This window comes from Paenibacillus anseongensis (assembly GCF_009757995.1).
Lineage (GTDB): Bacteria > Bacillota > Bacilli > Paenibacillales > NBRC-103111 > Paenibacillus_E > Paenibacillus_E chondroitinus.
On sequence record NZ_WSEM01000012.1, the window covers coordinates 53,637 to 73,944 of the forward strand.

Here is a 20,308-nt window from a genome sequence, read left to right on the forward strand (position 1 = left end):
TTGAACCCTTAACACAGAGGATATTGAACATAAAGGTGGAAGATTTTGAACTTCCTACTAAATATGTCACCCTTTTACTGAGCCTGCCGTGATTCCTTCAACAATATGCTTCTGCATAGCCAGGAAGAAAATAACGATCGGTAGAACGCCAAGTGTTAGACCCGCCAAGGCCAAATCCCATTGCTTCGTATATTGACCAAAGAAGGAGAACGTCGCCAAAGGTATGGTTCGCAGATCGGGACTGTTTAGCACAAGAGATGGCAGCAAATAATCGTTCCAAATCCATAAACTGTTCAAAATTACGACCGTCGTAGACATCGGTTTTAACAACGGGAACACGATGCGCCAGAACACGCCATAAGGCGAGCAGCCGTCCACCGTAGCCGACTCTTCGATTTCAAGCGGAATGGATTTGATAAAACCGTGGAACAAGAACACGTTTAGGGATACACCGAAACCAAAGTAACAAATAATTAAACCTATCTTGCTGTCCATCAGTCCGACACTGCTCGCTACACGAACCAACGGGATCATAATGGACTGAAACGGAATGACCATCGCCGCAACGAAGGCCAAGAAGACAAGATTGTTGAATTTACTTGGCTTCCGTACCATGCGATACGCAGCCATAGAACTAATAACGACTAGCCCGATATTACTGAAAACCGTAATGATCAACGAGTTCATGAATGCGCTAGGGAACTTCATGATCGTCCATACTTTTTTATAATTATCAAAATACAACGTTTGCGGAAGCTTTGCCGTACTGGCAGCGAGCTCCGGGAATGTTTTGAGCGAGTTAACAATAACAAAGTAGAACGGAACCAGGAAGAGCAAAGCGATCAGGATCCCCAGTACTTCAAGCGTGAATAACCGTCCGGAATATTTTTTGACTGTTTCCATTACACTTCAACCTCCTTGCGTTTCGTATACATCACTTGGATGGTCGAAATAATGGCCACTACAATGAAGAACACTAATGCTTTCGCTGTTCCTAAGCCATAGTTATTGTTGCGGAACGCTTCTTGATAAATATTGATCGATACAGATTCTGTGGAGTTGAACGGTCCGCCTTTGGTCAAGGAGAAGTTCAAGTCAAACATTTTGAAGTTCCACGAAATGGTCAGGAACAGACATACCGTAACCGCCGGCATAATGAGCGGAACAATAATACTTCTAAGTACTTGAAAACGGGTCGCTCCATCAATGTATGCCGCTTCGATCATATCTTTGGGCACATTGGACAGCGCCGCAATATAGATGATCATTAAGTAGCCCGCACCCTGCCAAATGCTAACGATCGCAATCGCCCAGAAAGCCGTAGGCGCGTCGCCCAGCCAAGGCAGTTGGAAAAAGCTCCAGTTCGTCAATTCGCCCAGTGTTCCGAAGCCTTTGACGAAAATAAACTGCCAGATGAACCCTAGCAGAAGTCCGCCGATAACGTTCGGCATGAAGAAAATGGTGCGCAGCAAATTTCTCGTTTTCAACGCTTGTGTGAGCAGCAGCGCCAACAGGAATCCGACGACATTCGTTAGAATAACATCCGTTACGGTAATCCGTGTTGTGAACCAGAAAGCGTTGCGGTAATCCTTGTCATCAAATAGAAGGTGCTTGAAATTGTCCAATCCGTTGAATTTCACGTTTGTTGTGACACCATTCCACTCTGTAAATGAATAATAAATGCTCATGAGAAAAGGAACTACTACAATGAGCGCGAAAAATAGGAACGCAGGTCCGATAAACACCCATTGCTGTAATAGTCCTGATAACCCCTTGCTCTGTTTCATGGGAATTTCCCCCTTACGATTAGGTAACTATAACCTATAGTATAAATACCTTTATCCTCCTGAAACACAGATAATCGTGATGCATTAGGTGGAATTTGTTGACCTCTACTGCTACAATATAGGGTGAAAAGTCCACGTAGAAACCGAGTTGATTCGACATGTTTCGTCACAGCATACGCAACAAGCTGATCCTTTTTCTATTGATCGCCACACTCGTTCCGTTCATTACCTCCATCGTAGTCTCCTATATATTCACCAAGGAAAAAGTCACCGAAGATACCATCACCAACAATTCGGCCCTCATCTCCCAAGCGAAATTGAATATATTAAACTATTTAAATGGGGTTGTCCAAGCATCCACGACGATCTATACAGGTCAGCATTTGTCAGAGCTCGGACAATTATACGATATTCTGGAACGTGAGCGGGATATCGATTATATGAGTGATAAAGTGATCAAAAGCGGGCTGCAGGTCATGTCGCATGCCGTTAAGGAGTTTAAACAAGTTTACTTATACGCTTCTGTGAGCGACCGCTCCTTTTTGTCGAGCAACGACTTCACAGGAAGTACAACCGGGAAATATGAGTTTTTGCGTCCTTTTCCAGAAGACAAAACCGTTTATTTTGAAACCACTCATATGAATCACAGTTACAATATTGCAATTAACGTGTATTCTGCTCCAACACCTGTCCTGTCTATGCATCGCAAGCTGATGTACTCACCGAACAACACATCGATTGGAGAACTTATCATTGATCTTCATTTGGATCTGATATCGGAAATTTCCCAGAGCTTGTACACGCATGATACAGAAGAATTGTACATTCTAGATAATGAAGGCAATATTGTTTTCGGTCCGGATCCTTCCAAATGGGGGCAGCGGCTTGAAGGCAGCTGGGGTAATGAAGCGATTCACAGCACATTAGATAAGGGCTCGTATGAATGGAACAAAGGGCCTTACGCCGGCATCAATGTTTTTGAAAAAATGAAAACGGACTATGTCGACTGGACGATTGTCAAACGTCTTCCCTATGATCAATTAACCAAAAATGCCAAACAGTTAACACTCATCAACTCATTGGTCCTGACTTTTTTCATGTTGATCGTTATCGGTGGAACGATTTATATTTCCATTCGTTTTACAGAACCGATCAAGCAATTGATCCGTTATATCACGCGCATTCAAGCGGGTCAGGTTCAACTGGGCCAGATGCATAAAGATATCGAATTGACGCGCACCGATGAAATGGGCATTCTAGCTAATCGTTTTCACGGCCTCATGCAGGATTTGAATCAAATGGTCATGCGCGAATACCGTCTGGAGCTTGCGAACAAGTCCAATCAGCTTATGGCGCTGCAAGCTCAGATCAATCCGCATTTTCTGAACAATGCGCTGCAATCTATAGGTACGCTAGCTTTGCAGCATAATGCGCCCAAAGTGTATGCTTTAATCGCTTCCCTGGCCAAAATGATGCATTACAGCATGAATACGAACGAATCCGTCGTCCCTTTGGGCAAAGAACTTGAACATATTAAAGCTTATCTGGAGCTGCAGAAGCAGCGCTTTGAACATCAATTCCAGATCGTCTATGACATCGAAGAAGGCACCAAAGCCATCTCAGTGCCCAAGATGATGATTCAGCCGCTTGTCGAAAATTATTTCAAACATGGTTTTAATCCAAGCGCAGCTGAAGATGGGCTCTTGCGAATTCAAGCATCCAAACGCATAGAGGAAGAATATGAATTTTTAGAAATAATGGTTGAGGATAATGGAATTGGCGTTTCGGAGGAGCGTTTACGCGAAATTAGAAACAGGCTGAATGCCCCCTCCACGGGCGATGAGGCCTGCATTGGGCTTAGCAATGTGCAAACTAGAGTCAAATTGTATTTCACAGATGACGCTACTCTTGACATTGAACATGCGCAGCCCCGGGGGTTAAGAATCGTCATCCATATCCCGATGAATAAGGGAGTTAACCGATGAAAGTTTTACTAGTCGATGATGAGAAACATGTACGTGATGCCATCCGACTGCTTGTGAACTGGGAGCAGCACGGTATTGATACTATATTGGAAGCGCCGGACGGCGAATCCGCCACCGCGCTTATTGTCCAGCACCAACCTGAAATCATTATGACAGACATGATGATGCCCATCATGAACGGCGTGAAGCTGCTGGAGTGGCTGCAAGCGAATGCTCCAAGCTCCAAAACGATTGTCATCAGCGGTCATGACGATTTCTCCTTACTGCGCCATACCTTGAAATATGGAGGAACAGACTACATCCTGAAACCCATTGATCCGGATCAACTGAATGAAGCGCTGGATAAAGCAATCCAGGCTTGGTCCAAGGATGAAGAGCTTCGTCAAACCAATCGCGAACTGAATATTGAAATGAATACGATTAAGCCGATGTATTGGGACAAGCTTCTTTCCGGCATCATCGCGGAACCTTCCACGTATGAGAGCGCCGCTGAGCAGCTCGATAAAGAACTTCAGTTAACGCGGAACATTAACGAATGCCGGGTTGCCATTTTATCGCTAGATACCATGGAGCGCAGTGTCAAAAATAAGTTCAGCCAGAACATGGACCTTTTATTTTTCTCGCTCATCAATATTTGTAATGAATTTCTCACGACGGATGGCCGCGGCTACGCTTTCCGCCATTGGCACAGCGACACGGAAATTGTTCTTCTATTATGGAAGGATCTCCTCGGGGCTGAAGCGTTTTTGGAAAAAATTAATGAAGGCATGCGCACTACCCTGCACACACGCGTTGATTTTGGAATCGGCCGCTTGCATGTTTTCCCTGCTGATGTGACCTTATCCTATCAAGAAGCGCGCGATGCGCTTCGCAAACGCAACCTGAAAGCTAGGGACACCTGGATACACAGCATGTTGAAGCCTGCCAAAGCCCCTCAAGCTGCGCTAACCTTCACCCAATATGAGGAGAAAATCAATCTGGCTATCCGCAGCGGCAGCATAGAGCAGATTGAGGAAGCTATCCAGCAATGGATGGACACCGTCAAGCTAAGCGAGGTCATTACGCTGGAACAGCTCGATCTGTGGTGGCGGGAGTACACCGTCATGAAACGTCGCTGGGTGCAGCAGTTCTTCTCCGGCATTAGTGAGGACAAAGTCAAGGAGATGCTCTCGGATGAGCCAACGAGCTTCATTGTACCGCTTGACGAGCAGGGGATTCTGTCTCTTTCGCAGTGGCAGCAGGAGCTTACACGGAGTATCGTGCACATATCCAAGATGCTGCTTGAGAATCAGCACAAGGACAAAAATGTGATTTTCGAAATTGCCGAATACCTCCAAAATCATTATCACGAAGATGTGACCTTGCAGGAAATAGCGAGTCGTTTTTTCCTGAGCCGCGAATATATCTCCCGCAAATTCAAGCAGGAATTCGAGGTGAACCTCTCGGATTATTTAGGCCAGATCCGCATGAGCAAAGCGAAGGTTCTGCTGCGCAATCCGCATCTTCGGATTTCCCAAGTGGCCGAAATGGTCGGTTATCAGGATGAGAAATATTTCAGCAAAGTTTTCAAAAAATTAGAGGGGATTACCCCCAATGAATATCGAAAAACATCGAATTCCATCTAAATTTCTGTATAAAATAGGGAATATGCTATACTAGGAGACAGAGGTGATTATCATGAGTATGCAAATCGAGACAACAACAGCGAATTCCTTCCCTCGCGCGGCCAAAGCCACAAAAGCTGGAAGAAAAACGTACGTTTACTTGTTTCTTGGTTGGGTCATGCTGATCGCAATCGGAGTGGCAGCAGCCATGCTGTATACAGAGCATTTAAGACAACAAATCGCAACCGATATCGCACAGCAAACCCAGCAGCAATTGCAAGTCGTGCAGGAAGATTATCAGAAGCAAGTGACTGACTTGAAAGACAACGTTTCAACAGAGATGAAAGCTTTACAGACCAAGGTAGACTCCTTGAATGAATTGCTTGCCTTCACGAAGGACAGCGCCAACAGCAAGACCGATAACAGCAACCAGCTCTACACCCAGTTGGCTGATGTGAAGAAGAAGCTCGATGAGCTGCAAAAGAACCTGGATGTGTTGAAATAATGACAACCATTCAAGGTATCAATCGCGTCTTTCTACTGGCTTGCGCCCCGTTCGTGGGCATGTTGATTTGGCTGCTTTTCGTTACCGCGAGTATCCCTATTCATCCATGGTCAACTGCTCCTGCAGTTCCGGTCTCCTTTCAGCAAGAATCCTCTACGCTTGACAGCTTGCTGACCAAAGCAACGACGGATGCAGCACAAACCAAGACGATTATTCAGAAATATTTTGAACTGTATGAGAAAAGCACAGCCGAAGTCACCGCTGCCCTTCAAAGTGCCACAGCCCAAGTCACTAAGCCCGGCATCATCTATGATGCGCGGATTACCGCGAAGCTTGGCAGTCCCATTCGCCAAGCCTCATCGGGGAATATCGACTTGAAACTGTTTGCTTTAAGTGAAAATAACTACAAAGGTTATGCGCTTAAAGTAAACCTTAAAAGCGATAAAGCCATTAAGCTTGTTCTGGGCAAGGATAAAATGGGCTCCAGCGAGACCACTTTGGAAGCTGTGTCACGCTACGGGGCTATTGCCGGGGTGAACGCAGGAGGTTTTGCCGATGACAGCAAAGGCAAACGCTACCCGCTCGACACGACAGTGATGAACGGCAAGTACTTAAACGGCTTCTTCCCGACGAAAAACGATACGATTTTCATCGGCTTGAATAAAGACCGCCAGCTGATTGGCGGCAAGTTCAGCTCCCAAGCTGACCTGGACAAGCTGAATCCGCTGATGGGTTCGACCTTCGTTCCGACGCTCCTCAAGAACGGAGCCAAAGCGACCATCCCGTATCAGTGGCAGAGCTCGCCGGCGCGTGCGGCCCGAACCGTGATGGCCAATTACAAGAACGACCAGCTGCTGTTCATCGTGACTGACGGATATGATGAAAGCGGCAACTCAGGAGCAACGCTGGCTGAGCTTCAGGACAAGATGCAGCAGCTAGGCATTGTTGACGCCTATAACCTTGACGGAGGCGGTTCTACTACACTAGTCATGGGTGGAAGCGTCATTAATCGCCCGTCCGATGGAAAGCTGAGACCGCTGGCTACGAACTTTTTATTTTTCAAATAACCGCATTTATTCACATTTTATTCAATATTTTTTTTAGAATGTTTGGGGTATAATAAAGGTTAACTATATGCTTCTACGTTCTTTAACCTATAGGGGGTGCAGCAATGTTTGGCTTATCAGCAACATTTTGGCTCGTTAATTCCGTTTTTGTGCTATTTCTCGTCGCAATGATGACGGCTTCCTATAACGAGGACAAAACTAAGGGCCTGTAAGTTTACCAAAGACCATCGGAATTTCTCATTCTGGTGGTCTTTTTACGTTCGGCTGAACGAAAAAAAAGCACCGCTTTCCATGTAGGAAAGACGATGCTTTTTTCACTATTAGGCTCTCACTTTAAGTACATTCATTTCTGTTACACAAGTACTGCAAATGTAACGTTCTTTGAATTCACTCACGCTCTCCATACTGCCGCAAAATACGCATTTCGGGCGGTATCTCTCCAAAATGATATGATCACCCTGTACCAAAATCTCGACAGGATCCCCTTCATTCATCTGATATCGTTTACGTAACGATTTAGGTAGAACAATACGTCCCAATTGATCGACTTTACGAACGACTCCGGCTGGTTTCATCATAGGACTTCACCTCTCTTCCGCTATCATTTTCTATGCTCGCGTGTGGGCTTAGCATATCTATACGGACTGATAGGGAATACTATTCGCCGTTGGTCAAGAAACTCCTTCTAATTAAAAGCCGAAATTTCTTTTATTGTCAATTTTGTCGACACAGACCTAAATAACGTTGTCATCCTACTAACCGGCCAATCTAGTCAAGCCCCTCAAAACCGGTCTGCCGCAATGCCTCATAGAGTATAATGGCAACCGAATTGGATAAATTGAGCGACCGGACGTTATCCGACATCGGAAGTCGAAGCAGCGTTTCCGGATGCTGACGCAAAAGATCCTCCGGAAGGCCTTTCGTCTCTTTGCCAAAAACTAAAAAGTCGCCATCCTGAAATGTAAATTCTGTGTAACGCTTTTTGGCCTTCGTCGTTGCAAAAAAGAAGCGATGTCCTTTATACATCTCCAGCACTTCGTCAAATGAATCGTGATACTCGAGTTTTACGGAGTGCCAATAATCCAAGCCAGCGCGCTTCAGCGTTTTGTCATCTGTCTGGAAGCCAAGCGGCCTGACCAAATGGAGATGCGTGCCTGTTGCCGCGCATGTCCTTGATATGTTTCCTGTATTTGCAGGAATTTCGGGTTCTACTAGTACAATATGAAAAGCCATCTCTGTCAAATTCACCTCATTCTCTATCCTATTATATGCGCCCAAGGATTGCAATTTTACACAGGGTTAACTTTATCTTAATATGTCGATGATAGAGCCCCCTCATAATAGAGTTATCCTTCTCGATAAAAGGAGTCAACCTAAATGCTGAAAAAAAAGATCCTCGTTGTCGATGACGAACCTTCAATCTCCATGCTTATAGAGTTCAACCTGAAGCTCGTGGGCTTCGAAGTATATTGCGTATTCGATGGTGAAGCTGTATTTGATGCGATTCAAACTTTTCGACCTGACCTCATTGTTCTAGACCTAATGCTGCCGAAAATGGACGGCTTTCAAGTATGCCGCAAACTGAGAAACCAGAACAACCTCGTTCCGATTATTATGCTCACAGCCATGCAGGACCTTACGGATAAAATTGCGGGGCTCGATAACGGGGCCGACGATTACATGACGAAGCCGTTTTCGCCGCAAGAACTCATTTCCCGTATTCATGCGATTCACCGTCGGATTCAAACGTTGCCGTCTGCATCCGAAAACACGCCGATTACAATTGGCCAGATTTCAATCAAAGCTGACCAACGCGAAGTTACGATGAACGGCGCACCGATCGAACTCACACCCAAAGAATTTGAACTGCTGCTATTCCTATGCAAACACCGCGGTAAAGTGCTAAGCAGACAACAGCTGCTTCATGGCGTCTGGGACTATCACTTCCTGGGCGATACCCGAATCGTTGATGTGCACATTTCCCATTTGCGCGATAAAATCGAACAAAATGCCCGCAATCCGGAATATATCATGACAATTCGCAATGTTGGTTACAAACTGACTGAGCCTGTCGTGAAAGAATCGTTAGCTTAAAAATGACAAAATCGCCGCCCACGTAAGAAGCAGGGGCGGCGATTATTTATTTACCGTTCATTAATTCTCTGGCGCCTTCTAACTCCAAAATATGAAGCTTATTTACACGTCTCCGGAAATGTTCATCTGTCCGAAATTCGGCTTGCAAAAATGAACGGACTAAATCCTCTGCCAGCCAAGGCCCGATGATCTGCGCACCTAGGCACATGATATTTACATCATCATGCTCCACACATTGATGCGCCGAATGGATATCATGGCATACCGAAGCCCGAATGCCCGGAATCTTATTGGCTGCAATCGCGGCACCTACGCCTGTACCGCAAACCATGATTCCCCGCTGAAACTCCCCACCCCGCACGGCGTTGCACACGGTTCTGGCCACATCTGGAAAATCAACCGGCTCAACCGAATGACAACCAAAGTCGGTAACTTCAACGCCCAGTTTAGCAAATAGCGGCTTCAGAGCTACCTTCAATTCATAACCGCAATGATCGCTTCCCAAAGCAATCTTCAAATGCCTTCCCTCCCTTAATACCTTGCGAGATGCCGACAAAGCTAGCTGTTTGGCTCATTTCCCCTCATAGCTTCGATCAACATTTGGAATAGCCGCAAGTCCTCTTTGGCATCCTCTGGCGTTGTTTTCGGTGTTAAATCATTCACGACTACTTCGTAAAAATATTCAAATTGACAAGTGTACGCATCCTTAAAGGTAGGACGAACAACCGTTTCGTTATACGCTTCCCCATTGGTTTCGTTAACCTGCAGTGTTGTAGGAAGATGGCGCATGTACGGTGTATTGTACTGAACTTTCAGCGATTTGTTGTTGCCGTAAACTTCGATGTGCGCATCAAACCGTCTTATATTGTCTATTCCCGTTTCATAAGTAACATGAAATCCGTCATATTCCAGTATCGCGCTCATAAATCGGCCGTTATTCCATTGCCTAGCGGAAACCACCCTTTTGGGGAATCCGATCACTTCCCGCATCGCGGATAGATCATGGCTGCCTAGCCCGCAAAGTAAACGATAGGCTGAACGCAAATCCGCGGGGGCTTCGCCAATGGCGTCCTTTACCAATTTGGCCGCCCGATCTGCGCGGTCTGACTTAGCATGCTCACTGATATCATCAAAACGATGGACTTTACTCGATTGGTCGATAAACAAATGATTTCCACCAATAATATCACGGACCCTCACATAGTTGATTGTATCTAGCTTCTTCACTTCTTCAACCAGTTGCACGAATGCCGGGGCGTACCTTCTCATATAACCGACCATCACCTTCACGCCCATCTCATCCCGGACACGAATGATGTCATCGGCTTCTTGCAAGGTTAAGCACATCGGTTTTTCGATTAACACATGCTTTTTGTTCTGGAGAGCGGCAATTACACAATCCGCATGATATTCATCACTGTTGCAGATGAGAACGGCATCCAACTCTGGAAGGCTCGCCATTTCGGCAGCATCAACAAAGCGGTTCGGCACGTGATACCTATCCCCGATAACCTCTAATAGCTTAGGTGAAATGTCGCAGATGGCGGCGATTTCATACCTCTCGGACAAAGATTCCAATACGGGAAAATGGATAATTTGGGCGACCTCGCCAAGACCGATAATGCCAATTTTTAACCTGGTCAATGAAACTTTCCCCCTTTAAACAGCCAACATGGTTTCCGTAAATGTATTAATTTTTTGTAATCTTGCGTGAAAGGCTCGATACAAACCATCCGCTTGTTCCTGAATTGTTCTTTGATTATTTGTGTACGGATTCAAACTTGTTGCATAATCCACCTGCTTAATCAATTCGGCGGAGATGGATCCCGCTCCTTTCAGCGTGCCAGCCAGTCCACCAGCAATTGCAGCTACAGCCCCTGTATCTCTTCCCATATTTACACCGGCAAGGATAGCTTCATACGCGTTTCCATTTACTAATCTTAGAATGCAGATCGCCTTTGTTAATGCTTCGTTCGCAAAGCTATTGCAGTAGGGAACTCCACAACCGTAATAAATTTTGTCAAAGGCCTCTCTCAATTCGCCGAAGTCCTTGCAGTGTGCAGTACGTTTCAAGCCGGAGTCCAGCTCCTGTATGACATTATCGCGAAGGTAGCCGTACTTGTTGCCGTCAATTTTGAGCGCAAGATCGGTATAATCGCAATATCTGAAAATGTCGCCAATGACGCTATCTACGGTTGCACCTGGTTTGGTAGCCGAAGCAATCGCTGCGGCGGAAACGCCTGCCCAGCGGACAGCGTAGCTTTTGGACGTCTGGTACAGCTGTCCGATTTCAAAGGCATCCGCAACCGCATTGCGAACATCGCCGGCGTTAATTAAACCGATCGGCTGGCAGGAGCCAGACGCACTGCTTAATCCCGCATAATCGCAATACTTGCCGATATCCCGCGCAGGAATACCGCTTTTGGCAACCGCCAGCAGCGTATTTTCAAACGGTTCCGTGATCATTCCGCCTGCGTCCTGCTTAATGTCCTTCACCCAGATGGAGCGGATATCTTCCGCATTTACACGATCTTGCTTGGCAAGGATGGCTGTCGTCATAAGCTTTTGTCTTTCCACTCCGTCTTCTGTTGTGCCTGCCTCACGTATCCAACCGTTGTTATTGCGCTCATAGGGCAAAAATGTATTCAAAACACCGTATTTCGCTTCAATCTCTTGATGGCTCAATCCCTCGACAGGAGCGCCCATGGCAGCACCCACATAAGTTCCCGCGATACAACCATAAAATTTTTCCTTCAAACTAATAGTTTCGCTCATTGAAAGAACTCTCCTCACATAGTTAGATTATGCGCATTAGTTAAATTGCAGACATTTGTTCCGAATACGCTTTCAGCTTCAGTAGTCTTGAGTGATAAGCCTGGTACAATCCTTCCGAATGTTCTTTCATCGTTCTGTGCGAATTACTTACAACGTGCAGCGAAGTTGCGTAATCAACTTGTTTAATCCATTCCTCAGGAATGGAACTCGTTCCGCTCAACGCACCAGAAATCCCAGCAGCAACCGCTGTAACGCAGTCCGTATCACGGCCCATATTAACAGCGGTAATCAAAGCATCCTTGACGTTGGCATTGACCATTCTGAATATGCATATCGCTTTGGTTACAACTTCGTTCGCATAACTTACCTCATATGGAATCCCTCTAATGCTGTAAGACTGATACAAGATATTGCGCAGTTCGCGAATATCCGTAATGTTCTGAGTTCGTTTAAGCTCACGGTCAATTTCCTTTACAACAACATCGGGGTCACAATAGTTATAGATCGCTCCAATTACGCTATCTACGGTTGCATTGGTTTTCGTAGCGGTTGCAATCGCTGTTGCCGTTACAGCCGCCCATTTTAACCCTCGTCCATTGGATGTTTGATACAGCTGTCCGACTTCGTTCACATCGTTAATGGCATTTTCCACGTCACCGGCGTTAATGAGTCCAATCGGATGGCAGGAACGTGAGAAACTGTTCAGTCCGGCGTAATCGCAATATTTACCGATATCCCTGGCTGGAATACCGCTTTTTGCCATCGCTAGCAGTACAGCTTCGAATGGCTCCGAGATCATGCCTGCTGACTCCGGCTTAATTTTCGCTATCCACTGTCTGCGGACTTCCTCTGCCGTAACTCGATCCTGTTTCTCAATAATGGCGGAGATCATCAGTTTCTGTCTCTCGACACCGTCCTCCGTCGTGCCCGCCTCACGCACCCAGCCATTATTGAAGTGCTCGTAAGATACCAATTTATCCAGGATGCCATACGTTTCTTCCGTTCGCTCAAAATCCCAGCCCTCTACAGGCGCACCCATCGCGGACCCAATATGAACACCAGCTATACAACCGTAAAATTTGTCTTTTAAGCTCACTTTTTCACTCATAGATTGTTCTCTCCTCAATTGTTCTATGGATTATTTACTAATAAATAGATCAACATGATGTTTCGCCTTCTCTTAAAACGGGACAAATAAACGAGTACCCATCACCCCTTTCAAGCATTCATCCCGCTCAAATCCCCAAATGGTATCGTTGCCATTTTTAAAGACACGGAGAAATTAGAGAATGTATTCCTTACCGCAAGCCATTACACGAACTCCTGTCATATCACCATAGAGCACCTTGATTTCTACTTCGTAATCCCCAGCCTGATTCATCCGTTGAGAATACGTCCCCCATGCCTTGCCTGTGCTCCAAAATGAGGCGAACCTGTCTGCATCGATGGTGGGAGCAAATGCCATTGTGCCCTGAACCATGTCATATCTGAACCCGCTTAACGCGATAAGCAGGCCCCAGCTGGCCATGGAGCGGACATAATGATGACCGCATTCCACCTCGTTCCATGGATTACGCCGGATCCCATCGTGCCGATTCCGAACTGTTTTGACAAGCTTCAGGCCCTCTTCAAGAAAACCTTCGTAAATCAGATGTGTGGCTACCTGGTATTCAATGCCGGTCCAAACTTCATCTGAGTACACAAATGGCAGCTTCGGACGACCGCCTTGCGGCCAGGAGCAAAGCAGCATACCTTGTTCGTCGTTAAGCGCATAGACACGCTGGCAGTTGGCATGCTTGTTAAAACTGTCTCTAAAATTATGTTTAAACACTGCACTCAAGGCACTCTTCACCTTATCTGGTGGAAGTAAATACCCAAGCCCATACAAATGAGCAAATTGTTGTCCCAGCAACTGATCAGACAGGCACCCTAAACCAAGCTGGTGCTTATATTGATCTACATCCTCTACCATTTGTACGTAGTACTCGCCATTCCACATTAATTCCTCGAGCCGGATGAGGCTTTTTTCATAGATGTCCCGATATCCCCTTGCTTTGTCACCTTCACCGAGATAGGCTGCTATTTCCTCCGCCGCCCGTAAAGCTCCTAAGAACATCGTTCCAGTCAGCGGGTTAGGGCCATGGAAATCAATATCATATGTGTTATGCTGCTGCCCATCCAGTACATAATCGCCGTCTGTATCCCAGTGTTCCAAGCCGTATTGTAAGGCTTTCTGAACGGAAGGCCACAGTTCCTTAACGAATTCCTCGTCTCCGCTAAGCTTCCATTCCCTAAACACCCGCATAATGGCGCCCATCTGACCATCCGCAGCGCCCGGCGCTATGAGATTGCCTGGCCATACGAACTCTGATTCGAACACTTTCGTAGCACGGTAGTTCATTTTGCCGTCTTCGTGCATTTCCAGCAAAAACTCCGTTTGCCTCATGCTGCGCTCCAACGCTGGAAACAAAAATGCGGCAGTTTGTGCATAATTCCATACATGCGTACAAGTTCCTTCACAACTACCCAAGTGATTCAAGCTGCCCTCAAAACCAAAAAACTTGCCGTTTTTCAGCCAGAAGCAGGTTGTACTGCGAAGAACGGTAATATTCGCGGACATCGCGTCAAGTACGTAATCAGGCAATGTACTGTTAAATAAAGCGTCTTGGAATAGATACGTTTCCCTTTCCAATCTTTCAAAATGCTGCATGATGTAAGCTGCTGCCGACCATGAACTGTCAAACCGAGTAGCATAATAATTTCGGGTGATTTCTCTACCTTCTGCTCTGACACGGAACTGCTCGCTCCAGCCATTTATACGATTCGGGAAATACCAGCTCAAGATAAACTGGAACTGCTTCGTTTCTCCTGGAGCCAACGTTTCAAAGATGCCTAAAGAACCAGTATCCGTTTTGCGATCGTCGGAAGGTGTCTCATAACCAAGATCGTTCAGTCGGCCATCTTCTGCGAAATCATCCCAAAATTCCTGAAGATAATCAAAATGGGCGCCTCGCAGCCAAACCCGCTTGCTCGTAACATTTGGATTCGTTGTGACAAGTGACATGTCGCCGTAAAGCAGATCGGTGTCAGCATGCTTATGGGAGTGAAAAAAAAGACCGCTAATTCCATCTTTCTGTACAAAGTCATTAACATTTCGGCCTGTGGTAGGCAGTTCCATACTGCCGAAAGCGTTAAAGCTAATCCCGCCTATAGGATTAATTAGCGAGCCCGCCACGGTCACATCTACAGGATGTTCCGATATATTTTTTACCCAGTAGGTCATAATCGCCCCAGGGATACCGGAGTCATCCGCATTCAAAGGAATGAAGGGCGTATAAGCCTCCAGTTCGACCTGCACCGGCAATTCAGAATCCTCGAACACGATTCGGCAGATCGGATACTCGCCTGACATGCGAGATGCCTCCATTCTCGGAAGCCCGCCTCCGGCATACGGGGAATATCCGTGCGGTTTGCTGTGCGGCGGTTTGAATTGCGACTGCAGCACCTTAGCGATGGAAGGCTCGCCCTCTTCCTTAGCCCATATCGCAAAATAGGAATTAGGAAAATGAAGCCCCTTATCGGGGTGATTGAAGAGCTCCCAATCTCTGAATTCACCCCGGCTGCCAAGCGATACGTTGCCAGTACCAATTCCCCCTAACAGGAATGCCGCCTCCGTCGCTTCATCAGTGAATGATCTGGCTGATCGGACATGTGATACCTTCTTATGGGATAACACCATGTTTTCTGCTCCTATTTTTTCGCTTTTTTCTCTTGATAAATTTTGTTAACTTCATCTGTCCACTCTTTACCGCCTCGTTTGTTGAATTCATCCACATATTTATCGAAATCAGACAAAGGTGTTTTACCGGTAATGAACCGAGCGTAGTAGTCAGCTGTCAATCCGCGTAAGTCGGCTTGGTATTTCAATTCTGCCTGTGAGTTCATCATATCAGCAGCATTCGTAATAACTTTCCAGTTGAAAGCATCTCGACGGGATTGAACCGCATAAGTTTCTACCTTTAACAAAGGAGCTTCATTTTCAAATAAGGAGTACCATTGAATCCACTTGCTGTCTTTATTCCATTGCTCTGTGGTGTAGATTTTGCCGTCCTTCTTCTCCCATTGCACGCCTTCAAGACCGGTATACGTCGTAAAACCGCCTTCTTCGGTATTAAAATAGTTCATAAACTTGACCGCAGCGGAAGGGTGTTTCGTATCCTTCAACACGACCACACCACGGGCAACCATCCCTGCACCGCGTAAGCCAGACTCACCTCGAGGTCCTATCGGCGGAGCGATGCGAAGCAGCTCGACATTCGGGTCGGTTTTCTTCATCGTGTTTTCCATATTCGATTCCCAAGTCCACCAGTTAGCTGATACACCATAACGATTTTTAACAAATTTCTCGTCTCTCACAGCCGAACTGTTCGTAAACATTTCTGGATCAATAAGTCCTTCTTTGTACCAGTTTGCTAACACCTGCAGAGCTTCCTTCGCTTCCGGGCGTGTTGTTTGGGGAATTAGCTTGCCGTCCTTTTCCACGAAATAGACGCTCGCTTTCGCTGTGCTTACCCAAGGTGCATCACCAGCTATAACGCCAAATGCTCCGAAAATGCCATCGAGTGAATCGAGTCCAAGGCCGCTAATGCCATAGGTGTCTTTCACGCCGTTGCCGTCTGGATCTTTCTCTACAAAAGCAACCAGCACATTGTGCAGCTCATCAAGTGTTTTTGGTACAGGCAGATTAACTTTTTTTAACCAATCTCCACGAATAACGAAATTGTAGCGCTGCGGATGAAGCCAAAGCGGAATCGCCCACAATTTACCATCTACCGTAAAATAATCTAACGCTTCCTTCGGAATATTCTTCTGAATATCCGGCATCAGGCTCAGATATGGCTTCAAATCTAGCAATGCGCCCTGCTTCGCATAGTCAAAAACCGCTTGACTCGTTGGCATCATGGCAACGTCCGGTTTATCTTTAGAAGCCATAATGACGGGTACCTGATCCGCATAGTTCGCTGAAGGCGGGGAAATTTGTTCAAATTTCACGCCAGTGGTTTTTTCAATCGTATCTTTGATGGGATTGTTGTCTGGTGCCTTTTCAAAACCGCCCTTTGTATATAGTAGTTTAATAGGGCCTGCATCAGCGTTTGAAACTTGTGCCGGTGGCGATGCATCGTTTTTGGTACAAGCGGTAACCAGTGATAGAAGCAATGCGGCGGATAGACCTAAGCTGACTTTCTGCTTTCCGTTCATTTTACATAACCTCCCATTGATTTGTTGTATTACAAACCTGCCGAATGGCGGGGCTTGCCGCTGCTTGGGAAACTGTTATCCATGGCTTATCCTTTAATAGAGCCGACCATCATACCCTGCACAAAATAGCGCTGCAAGAACGGATAGACGCACATGATCGGCAGCACCGCCACTACGATAGTGGAATTAATAAGCACCGATGCAGGCGGTCTGTTGTCAGACAACGAGCCGCCGAGGGCGAGTCCGCCGATATCATTCGCGACTAAAATTTCGCGTAAAAGCAGCTGCAGCGGCCATAACTGCCGATCGGTGATATACAATACTGCGTCGAAAAATGAGTTCCAGTGAGCCACTGCGTAAAACAAGCTTATCGTAGCCAGGGAAGGTAGCATGACGGGCAAAATAACTTTCAGCAACGTAGTCATTTCCGACGCGCCATCGATAATCGCTGACTCCTCCAATTCGACCGGGATAGTTTGGAAAAATGTCCGCATGATGATCAAATTGTACACGCTTAACGCGCTGGGAATAATCATTGCCCAAAACGTATTTGTCAAATACAAGCTGTTAACGACCAGGAAAGTTGGAATCATTCCACCGGAAAACAACATGGTGAAGAAAAAGATTCCCATAATGCCACCGCGCCCCGGCAAAAACTTCTTTGAAAGCGGATACGCTGTAAGAATGGTGATGACAAGGCTGACCGTTGTACCAATCAGCGTTCTTAGAATAGTAATTGTATACGCATCGATAATCTTGGAGCTGCCTCGAAATAACCAAGCATAATACTCAAATGTAAGGCTAGTCGGTAAAACGATAAATGCATTGGGTTGATTGATTACATCACTCATCGGTGTTATTGAACTTAGCAGAACGGTGATTACTGGAAGCAATGTCGCCAAAGTTATAACAGAAAGAATCAGCAGGTTAATGACTCCGAAAGCGCTGTCAGCATTGAGTCCAAAAACACGGCGGCGTGGTCTGACGGTATGCGAAAGTATCGGCTTCATCATTTATCCTCCACTTTTTCTAGGAAATAGTAGGTGGTAACGACCATGATGCACGCAATAACGGATTTGAACATGCCAGCAGCAGCAGAAATATGGAATTTATTTTCCAGAACTCCGATTCGGTAAACATAAGTATCGATAATATCGCCTACCCCATAAAGCATCGGGTTGTACAAGTTAAATACTTGCTCGAATCCTACATTAAGCACACTTCCCATTCGCAGCAGCAGCATGATCATAATAATAGGCATAATACTAGGAAGCGAAATCTTCATCATACACTGAAACCGTGTAGCACCATCCATCTTGGCCGCCTCATACAAATCTTGCGATACAACGGTCAGTGCCGCCAAGTAAATAATGGCGTTCCAACCCATCTCCTTCCAAATGTCGGATATAACCAATATGCTTCTGAAATAAACCTCATCGCTGAAGAAGTAAATGGCCTTCTCACCCGTCATCTTAATGAGTTTGTTAATCGGTCCTTGATCGGATAAGAAGTTAAACATTAAACCAGACATAACAATCCACGATAAAAAGTGAGGCAGATATAGAATGGTCTGGATACTGCGCTTAAAGATCAAAATACGAACTTCATTGATTAGTAGCGCTAGCAAAATCGGAACAGGAAAACCTAAGATTATTTTATATGCGCTGATAATAAACGTATTTTTCATAGCTGTGATAAACTGAGGGGCTTGAAATAAATACATGAAATTATCGAAGCCCACAAATTTACTGCCCCAAACCCCATTAAAAATTTGATAATCCTGAAAGGCAATGACCAAACCGAACATCGGTGCATAATGAAAAATGGCGATGTACAGAAGACCGGGGATTAACATCATATAGAAATACTTATAACGGACTAGATTTTTAAGCAATCTGGTCAGCGCCAGTGGTTGACGAGTGGATCTTACCAACCTCACAGTCTGCGAACCTGAATTTTCACTCATATGAACACCTCGCAATCTATGTACAGTAATTGGCAACATTTAAATTTCTGAATATTCAAACAATAACTATATTTATCCGACTATCGCTTCACTCCATTCAGCCCTTCCCGTTTGATACCTCTATCATAGCCCTCTCCTTATCCGGTAGTAAATACACAGTTAACATCTCAGATTGTGCAATTATGAAACAAATGTGCATTTATAAAATTGACACCTGTTAGATAATTGAATATTCCATAAATTCAACTAATTCACCTATAATACAACTTATCATTTCAAAATCCTGTTAACGATTGGAAGGGTGGCACAAAATGACTAAATCTACGTGGCCCAAACTGGATGACAGCACCATGCTGCAAAGACTTACATTTCCGGAAGGCCGAGTTCGCATGGTATTGGATACCGACACATTTAACGAAGTTGACGATCAATTTGCTTTAGCTTATGCGCTGCTTTCCCCGGAAAAAATTGATTTACTGGCCGTTACAGCCGCACCTTTCTTCAATTGGAACTCGGTCAGCCCGGCAGACGGCATGGAGAAAAGCTATAAGGAAATCCTGAATATTATGCAGTTGATGGATGTGAAGAATGCTCCTCCGGTCTATAAGGGTTCATCGCAATACATGACCAGTCATACGGAGCCAGTGCCGAGCGAAGCTGCAGATAAAATCATTGACCTGGCTCTTTCATCCAACGAACCGCTGTATGTGGTTGCCATTGGCGCCATTACGAATGTAGCATCAGCTATCGCAAAATGTCCTGAAATCATTCACAATATGGTCGTCGTGTGGCTTGGTCCGAATGCCTACTGGTGGCCCACTCAGAAAATCTTTAATGTGTCGCAAGACTATCAGGCCTCTTCGCTTATTTTTGACAGCGGCGTGCCTTTAGTCGTACTCCCATGTCATGGGGTAGCGTCCCATTTGCTGACTACGCCATATGAAATTGATGCCTGTTTGCGTGGGCAAAATAAGCTTGGCACCTACTTCAGCGATATGTTCCACGGTCGATTTACCCGGTTTGGACAAAATAAGATGGGATGGTCCAAGGTGCTCTGGGATGTTGCAGCTATAGCCTGGGTGCTTAACGAGCAATGGGTGCCTTCTATGGTAAGGCGGACTCCAGTTCTCAATCCCGGATTTACATATTCATTCGATGATTCTCGTCACTTTTATAAAGAAGCGATAGATATTGATCGGAGTCTAGTGTATATGGACCTGTTTGCCAAACTACGGGAGCTGCCTAACTAAATCGTCACGGTGTCAG

The 20,308-nt window shown here is 45.7% G+C and carries 18 protein-coding genes; 6 read left to right on the plus strand and 12 right to left on the minus strand.

Annotation, left to right across the window (positions count from 1 at the left end; translation table 11 throughout):
• Positions 1-66: 66 nt before the first annotated feature.
• Both GON05_RS12650 and GON05_RS12655 read right to left on the minus strand, forming a co-directional pair.
• Entirely contained in the window at positions 67-903 is an 837-nt protein-coding gene (locus GON05_RS12650; protein ID WP_127457582.1) for a carbohydrate ABC transporter permease, read from the minus strand.
• Entirely contained in the window at positions 903-1,787 is an 885-nt protein-coding gene (locus GON05_RS12655) for a carbohydrate ABC transporter permease (RefSeq protein WP_127457581.1), read from the minus strand. The genes GON05_RS12650 and GON05_RS12655 overlap by 1 nt, the downstream gene beginning before the upstream one ends.
• A 158-nt stretch (positions 1,788-1,945) precedes the next feature.
• Here GON05_RS12655 and GON05_RS12660 point away from each other — a divergent pair, with 158 nt between their 5' ends.
• Genes GON05_RS12660 through GON05_RS12675 form a run of 4 tightly spaced genes read left to right on the plus strand, consistent with a single transcriptional unit; the run spans position 1,946 to position 6,948 of the window.
• Positions 1,946-3,772, plus strand: coding sequence for a sensor histidine kinase (locus tag GON05_RS12660; protein ID WP_157319489.1), 1,827 nt, complete (start codon positions 1,946-1,948; stop codon positions 3,770-3,772).
• Complete coding sequence (locus GON05_RS12665) at positions 3,769-5,397, plus strand: response regulator (protein WP_157319490.1); 1,629 nt, start codon at positions 3,769-3,771, stop codon at positions 5,395-5,397. Before GON05_RS12660 ends, GON05_RS12665 begins: the two co-directional genes overlap by 4 nt.
• A gap of 52 nt (positions 5,398-5,449) precedes the next feature.
• Entirely contained in the window at positions 5,450-5,881 is a 432-nt protein-coding gene (locus GON05_RS12670; protein WP_157319491.1) for a hypothetical protein, read from the plus strand.
• A complete protein-coding gene (locus GON05_RS12675) occupies positions 5,881-6,948 on the plus strand; it encodes a phosphodiester glycosidase family protein (RefSeq protein ID WP_157319492.1) in 1,068 nt (355 codons plus the stop codon). The genes GON05_RS12670 and GON05_RS12675 overlap by 1 nt, the downstream gene beginning before the upstream one ends.
• 320 nt (positions 6,949-7,268) lie before the next feature.
• Here GON05_RS12675 and GON05_RS12680 read toward each other — a convergent pair whose 3' ends face one another.
• Together GON05_RS12680 and trmL are read right to left on the minus strand one after the other, a co-directional pair.
• Positions 7,269-7,523, minus strand: a complete 255-nt coding sequence (locus tag GON05_RS12680; protein WP_127457616.1) for an AbrB/MazE/SpoVT family DNA-binding domain-containing protein — start codon at positions 7,521-7,523, stop codon at positions 7,269-7,271.
• 193 nt (positions 7,524-7,716) lie between these two features.
• On the minus strand, positions 7,717-8,181 hold the full coding sequence (gene trmL, locus GON05_RS12685; RefSeq protein WP_157319747.1) for a tRNA (uridine(34)/cytosine(34)/5-carboxymethylaminomethyluridine(34)-2'-O)-methyltransferase TrmL: 465 nt from the start codon (positions 8,179-8,181) through the stop codon (positions 7,717-7,719).
• 144 nt (positions 8,182-8,325) lie between these two features.
• On the opposite strand from trmL, the gene GON05_RS12690 reads away from it, so the two are divergent.
• A complete protein-coding gene (locus GON05_RS12690) occupies positions 8,326-9,042 on the plus strand; it encodes a response regulator transcription factor (protein ID WP_127457576.1) in 717 nt (238 codons plus the stop codon).
• A gap of 46 nt (positions 9,043-9,088) precedes the next feature.
• Here GON05_RS12690 and GON05_RS12695 read toward each other — a convergent pair whose 3' ends face one another.
• The 8 genes from GON05_RS12695 to GON05_RS12730 form a co-directional block, all read right to left on the minus strand.
• Positions 9,089-9,559 carry an RpiB/LacA/LacB family sugar-phosphate isomerase gene (locus GON05_RS12695; protein WP_157319493.1) on the minus strand — a complete coding sequence of 157 codons (471 nt, stop codon included), beginning with the start codon at positions 9,557-9,559 and terminating at the stop codon, positions 9,089-9,091.
• Between the two features lie 41 nt (positions 9,560-9,600).
• Positions 9,601-10,686 carry a Gfo/Idh/MocA family protein gene (locus GON05_RS12700; protein WP_157319494.1) on the minus strand — a complete coding sequence of 362 codons (1,086 nt, stop codon included), beginning with the start codon at positions 10,684-10,686 and terminating at the stop codon, positions 9,601-9,603.
• A 15-nt stretch (positions 10,687-10,701) separates the two neighbouring features.
• Positions 10,702-11,817, minus strand: a complete 1,116-nt coding sequence (locus GON05_RS12705; RefSeq protein WP_157319495.1) for an ADP-ribosylglycohydrolase family protein — start codon at positions 11,815-11,817, stop codon at positions 10,702-10,704.
• Between the two features lie 40 nt (positions 11,818-11,857).
• Positions 11,858-12,925, minus strand: coding sequence for an ADP-ribosylglycohydrolase family protein (locus tag GON05_RS12710; RefSeq protein ID WP_157319496.1), 1,068 nt, complete (start codon positions 12,923-12,925; stop codon positions 11,858-11,860).
• Positions 12,926-13,099: 174 nt separating this feature from the next.
• Positions 13,100-15,556 carry a GH116 family glycosyl-hydrolase gene (locus GON05_RS12715; RefSeq protein ID WP_157319497.1) on the minus strand — a complete coding sequence of 819 codons (2,457 nt, stop codon included), beginning with the start codon at positions 15,554-15,556 and terminating at the stop codon, positions 13,100-13,102.
• 11 nt (positions 15,557-15,567) lie between these two features.
• Positions 15,568-17,076: an extracellular solute-binding protein gene (locus tag GON05_RS12720; RefSeq protein WP_157319498.1), complete on the minus strand. Its 1,509-nt coding sequence runs from the start codon at positions 17,074-17,076 to the stop codon at positions 15,568-15,570.
• A gap of 86 nt (positions 17,077-17,162) precedes the next feature.
• The gene (locus GON05_RS12725) at positions 17,163-18,086 is read right to left on the minus strand and encodes a carbohydrate ABC transporter permease (protein ID WP_157319499.1); all 924 of its coding nucleotides are present in this window, start codon (positions 18,084-18,086) and stop codon (positions 17,163-17,165) included.
• Positions 18,086-19,042, minus strand: coding sequence for an ABC transporter permease (locus tag GON05_RS12730; protein ID WP_246239077.1), 957 nt, complete (start codon positions 19,040-19,042; stop codon positions 18,086-18,088). The genes GON05_RS12725 and GON05_RS12730 overlap by 1 nt, the downstream gene beginning before the upstream one ends.
• A gap of 311 nt (positions 19,043-19,353) precedes the next feature.
• Between GON05_RS12730 and GON05_RS12735 the strand changes: the two genes are divergently transcribed.
• Positions 19,354-20,292: a nucleoside hydrolase gene (locus tag GON05_RS12735; RefSeq protein ID WP_157319500.1), complete on the plus strand. Its 939-nt coding sequence runs from the start codon at positions 19,354-19,356 to the stop codon at positions 20,290-20,292.
• Positions 20,293-20,308: the final 16 nt, after the last annotated feature.

What these genes read in the sequence shown, in the direction of transcription:
- GON05_RS12715 (WP_157319497.1), bottom strand. Translation starts at nt 15,556, where the DNA reads ATGGTGTTATCCCATAAGAAGGTATCACATGTCCGATCAGCCAGATCA.
- GON05_RS12675 (WP_157319492.1), top strand. Translation starts at nt 5,881, where the DNA reads ATGACAACCATTCAAGGTATCAATCGCGTCTTTCTACTGGCTTGCGCC.
- GON05_RS12705 (WP_157319495.1), bottom strand. Translation starts at nt 11,817, where the DNA reads ATGAGCGAAACTATTAGTTTGAAGGAAAAATTTTATGGTTGTATCGCG.
- GON05_RS12665 (WP_157319490.1), top strand. Translation starts at nt 3,769, where the DNA reads ATGAAAGTTTTACTAGTCGATGATGAGAAACATGTACGTGATGCCATC.
- GON05_RS12680 (WP_127457616.1), bottom strand. Translation starts at nt 7,523, where the DNA reads ATGAAACCAGCCGGAGTCGTTCGTAAAGTCGATCAATTGGGACGTATT.
- GON05_RS12730 (WP_246239077.1), bottom strand. Translation starts at nt 19,042, where the DNA reads ATGAGTGAAAATTCAGGTTCGCAGACTGTGAGGTTGGTAAGATCCACT.
- GON05_RS12720 (WP_157319498.1), bottom strand. Translation starts at nt 17,076, where the DNA reads ATGAACGGAAAGCAGAAAGTCAGCTTAGGTCTATCCGCCGCATTGCTT.
- GON05_RS12690 (WP_127457576.1), top strand. Translation starts at nt 8,326, where the DNA reads ATGCTGAAAAAAAAGATCCTCGTTGTCGATGACGAACCTTCAATCTCC.
- GON05_RS12735 (WP_157319500.1), top strand. Translation starts at nt 19,354, where the DNA reads ATGACTAAATCTACGTGGCCCAAACTGGATGACAGCACCATGCTGCAA.
- GON05_RS12660 (WP_157319489.1), top strand. Translation starts at nt 1,946, where the DNA reads ATGTTTCGTCACAGCATACGCAACAAGCTGATCCTTTTTCTATTGATC.
- GON05_RS12655 (WP_127457581.1), bottom strand. Translation starts at nt 1,787, where the DNA reads ATGAAACAGAGCAAGGGGTTATCAGGACTATTACAGCAATGGGTGTTT.
- GON05_RS12670 (WP_157319491.1), top strand. Translation starts at nt 5,450, where the DNA reads ATGAGTATGCAAATCGAGACAACAACAGCGAATTCCTTCCCTCGCGCG.
- trmL (WP_157319747.1), bottom strand. Translation starts at nt 8,181, where the DNA reads ATGGCTTTTCATATTGTACTAGTAGAACCCGAAATTCCTGCAAATACA.
- GON05_RS12725 (WP_157319499.1), bottom strand. Translation starts at nt 18,086, where the DNA reads ATGAAGCCGATACTTTCGCATACCGTCAGACCACGCCGCCGTGTTTTT.
- GON05_RS12650 (WP_127457582.1), bottom strand. Translation starts at nt 903, where the DNA reads ATGGAAACAGTCAAAAAATATTCCGGACGGTTATTCACGCTTGAAGTA.
- GON05_RS12710 (WP_157319496.1), bottom strand. Translation starts at nt 12,925, where the DNA reads ATGAGTGAAAAAGTGAGCTTAAAAGACAAATTTTACGGTTGTATAGCT.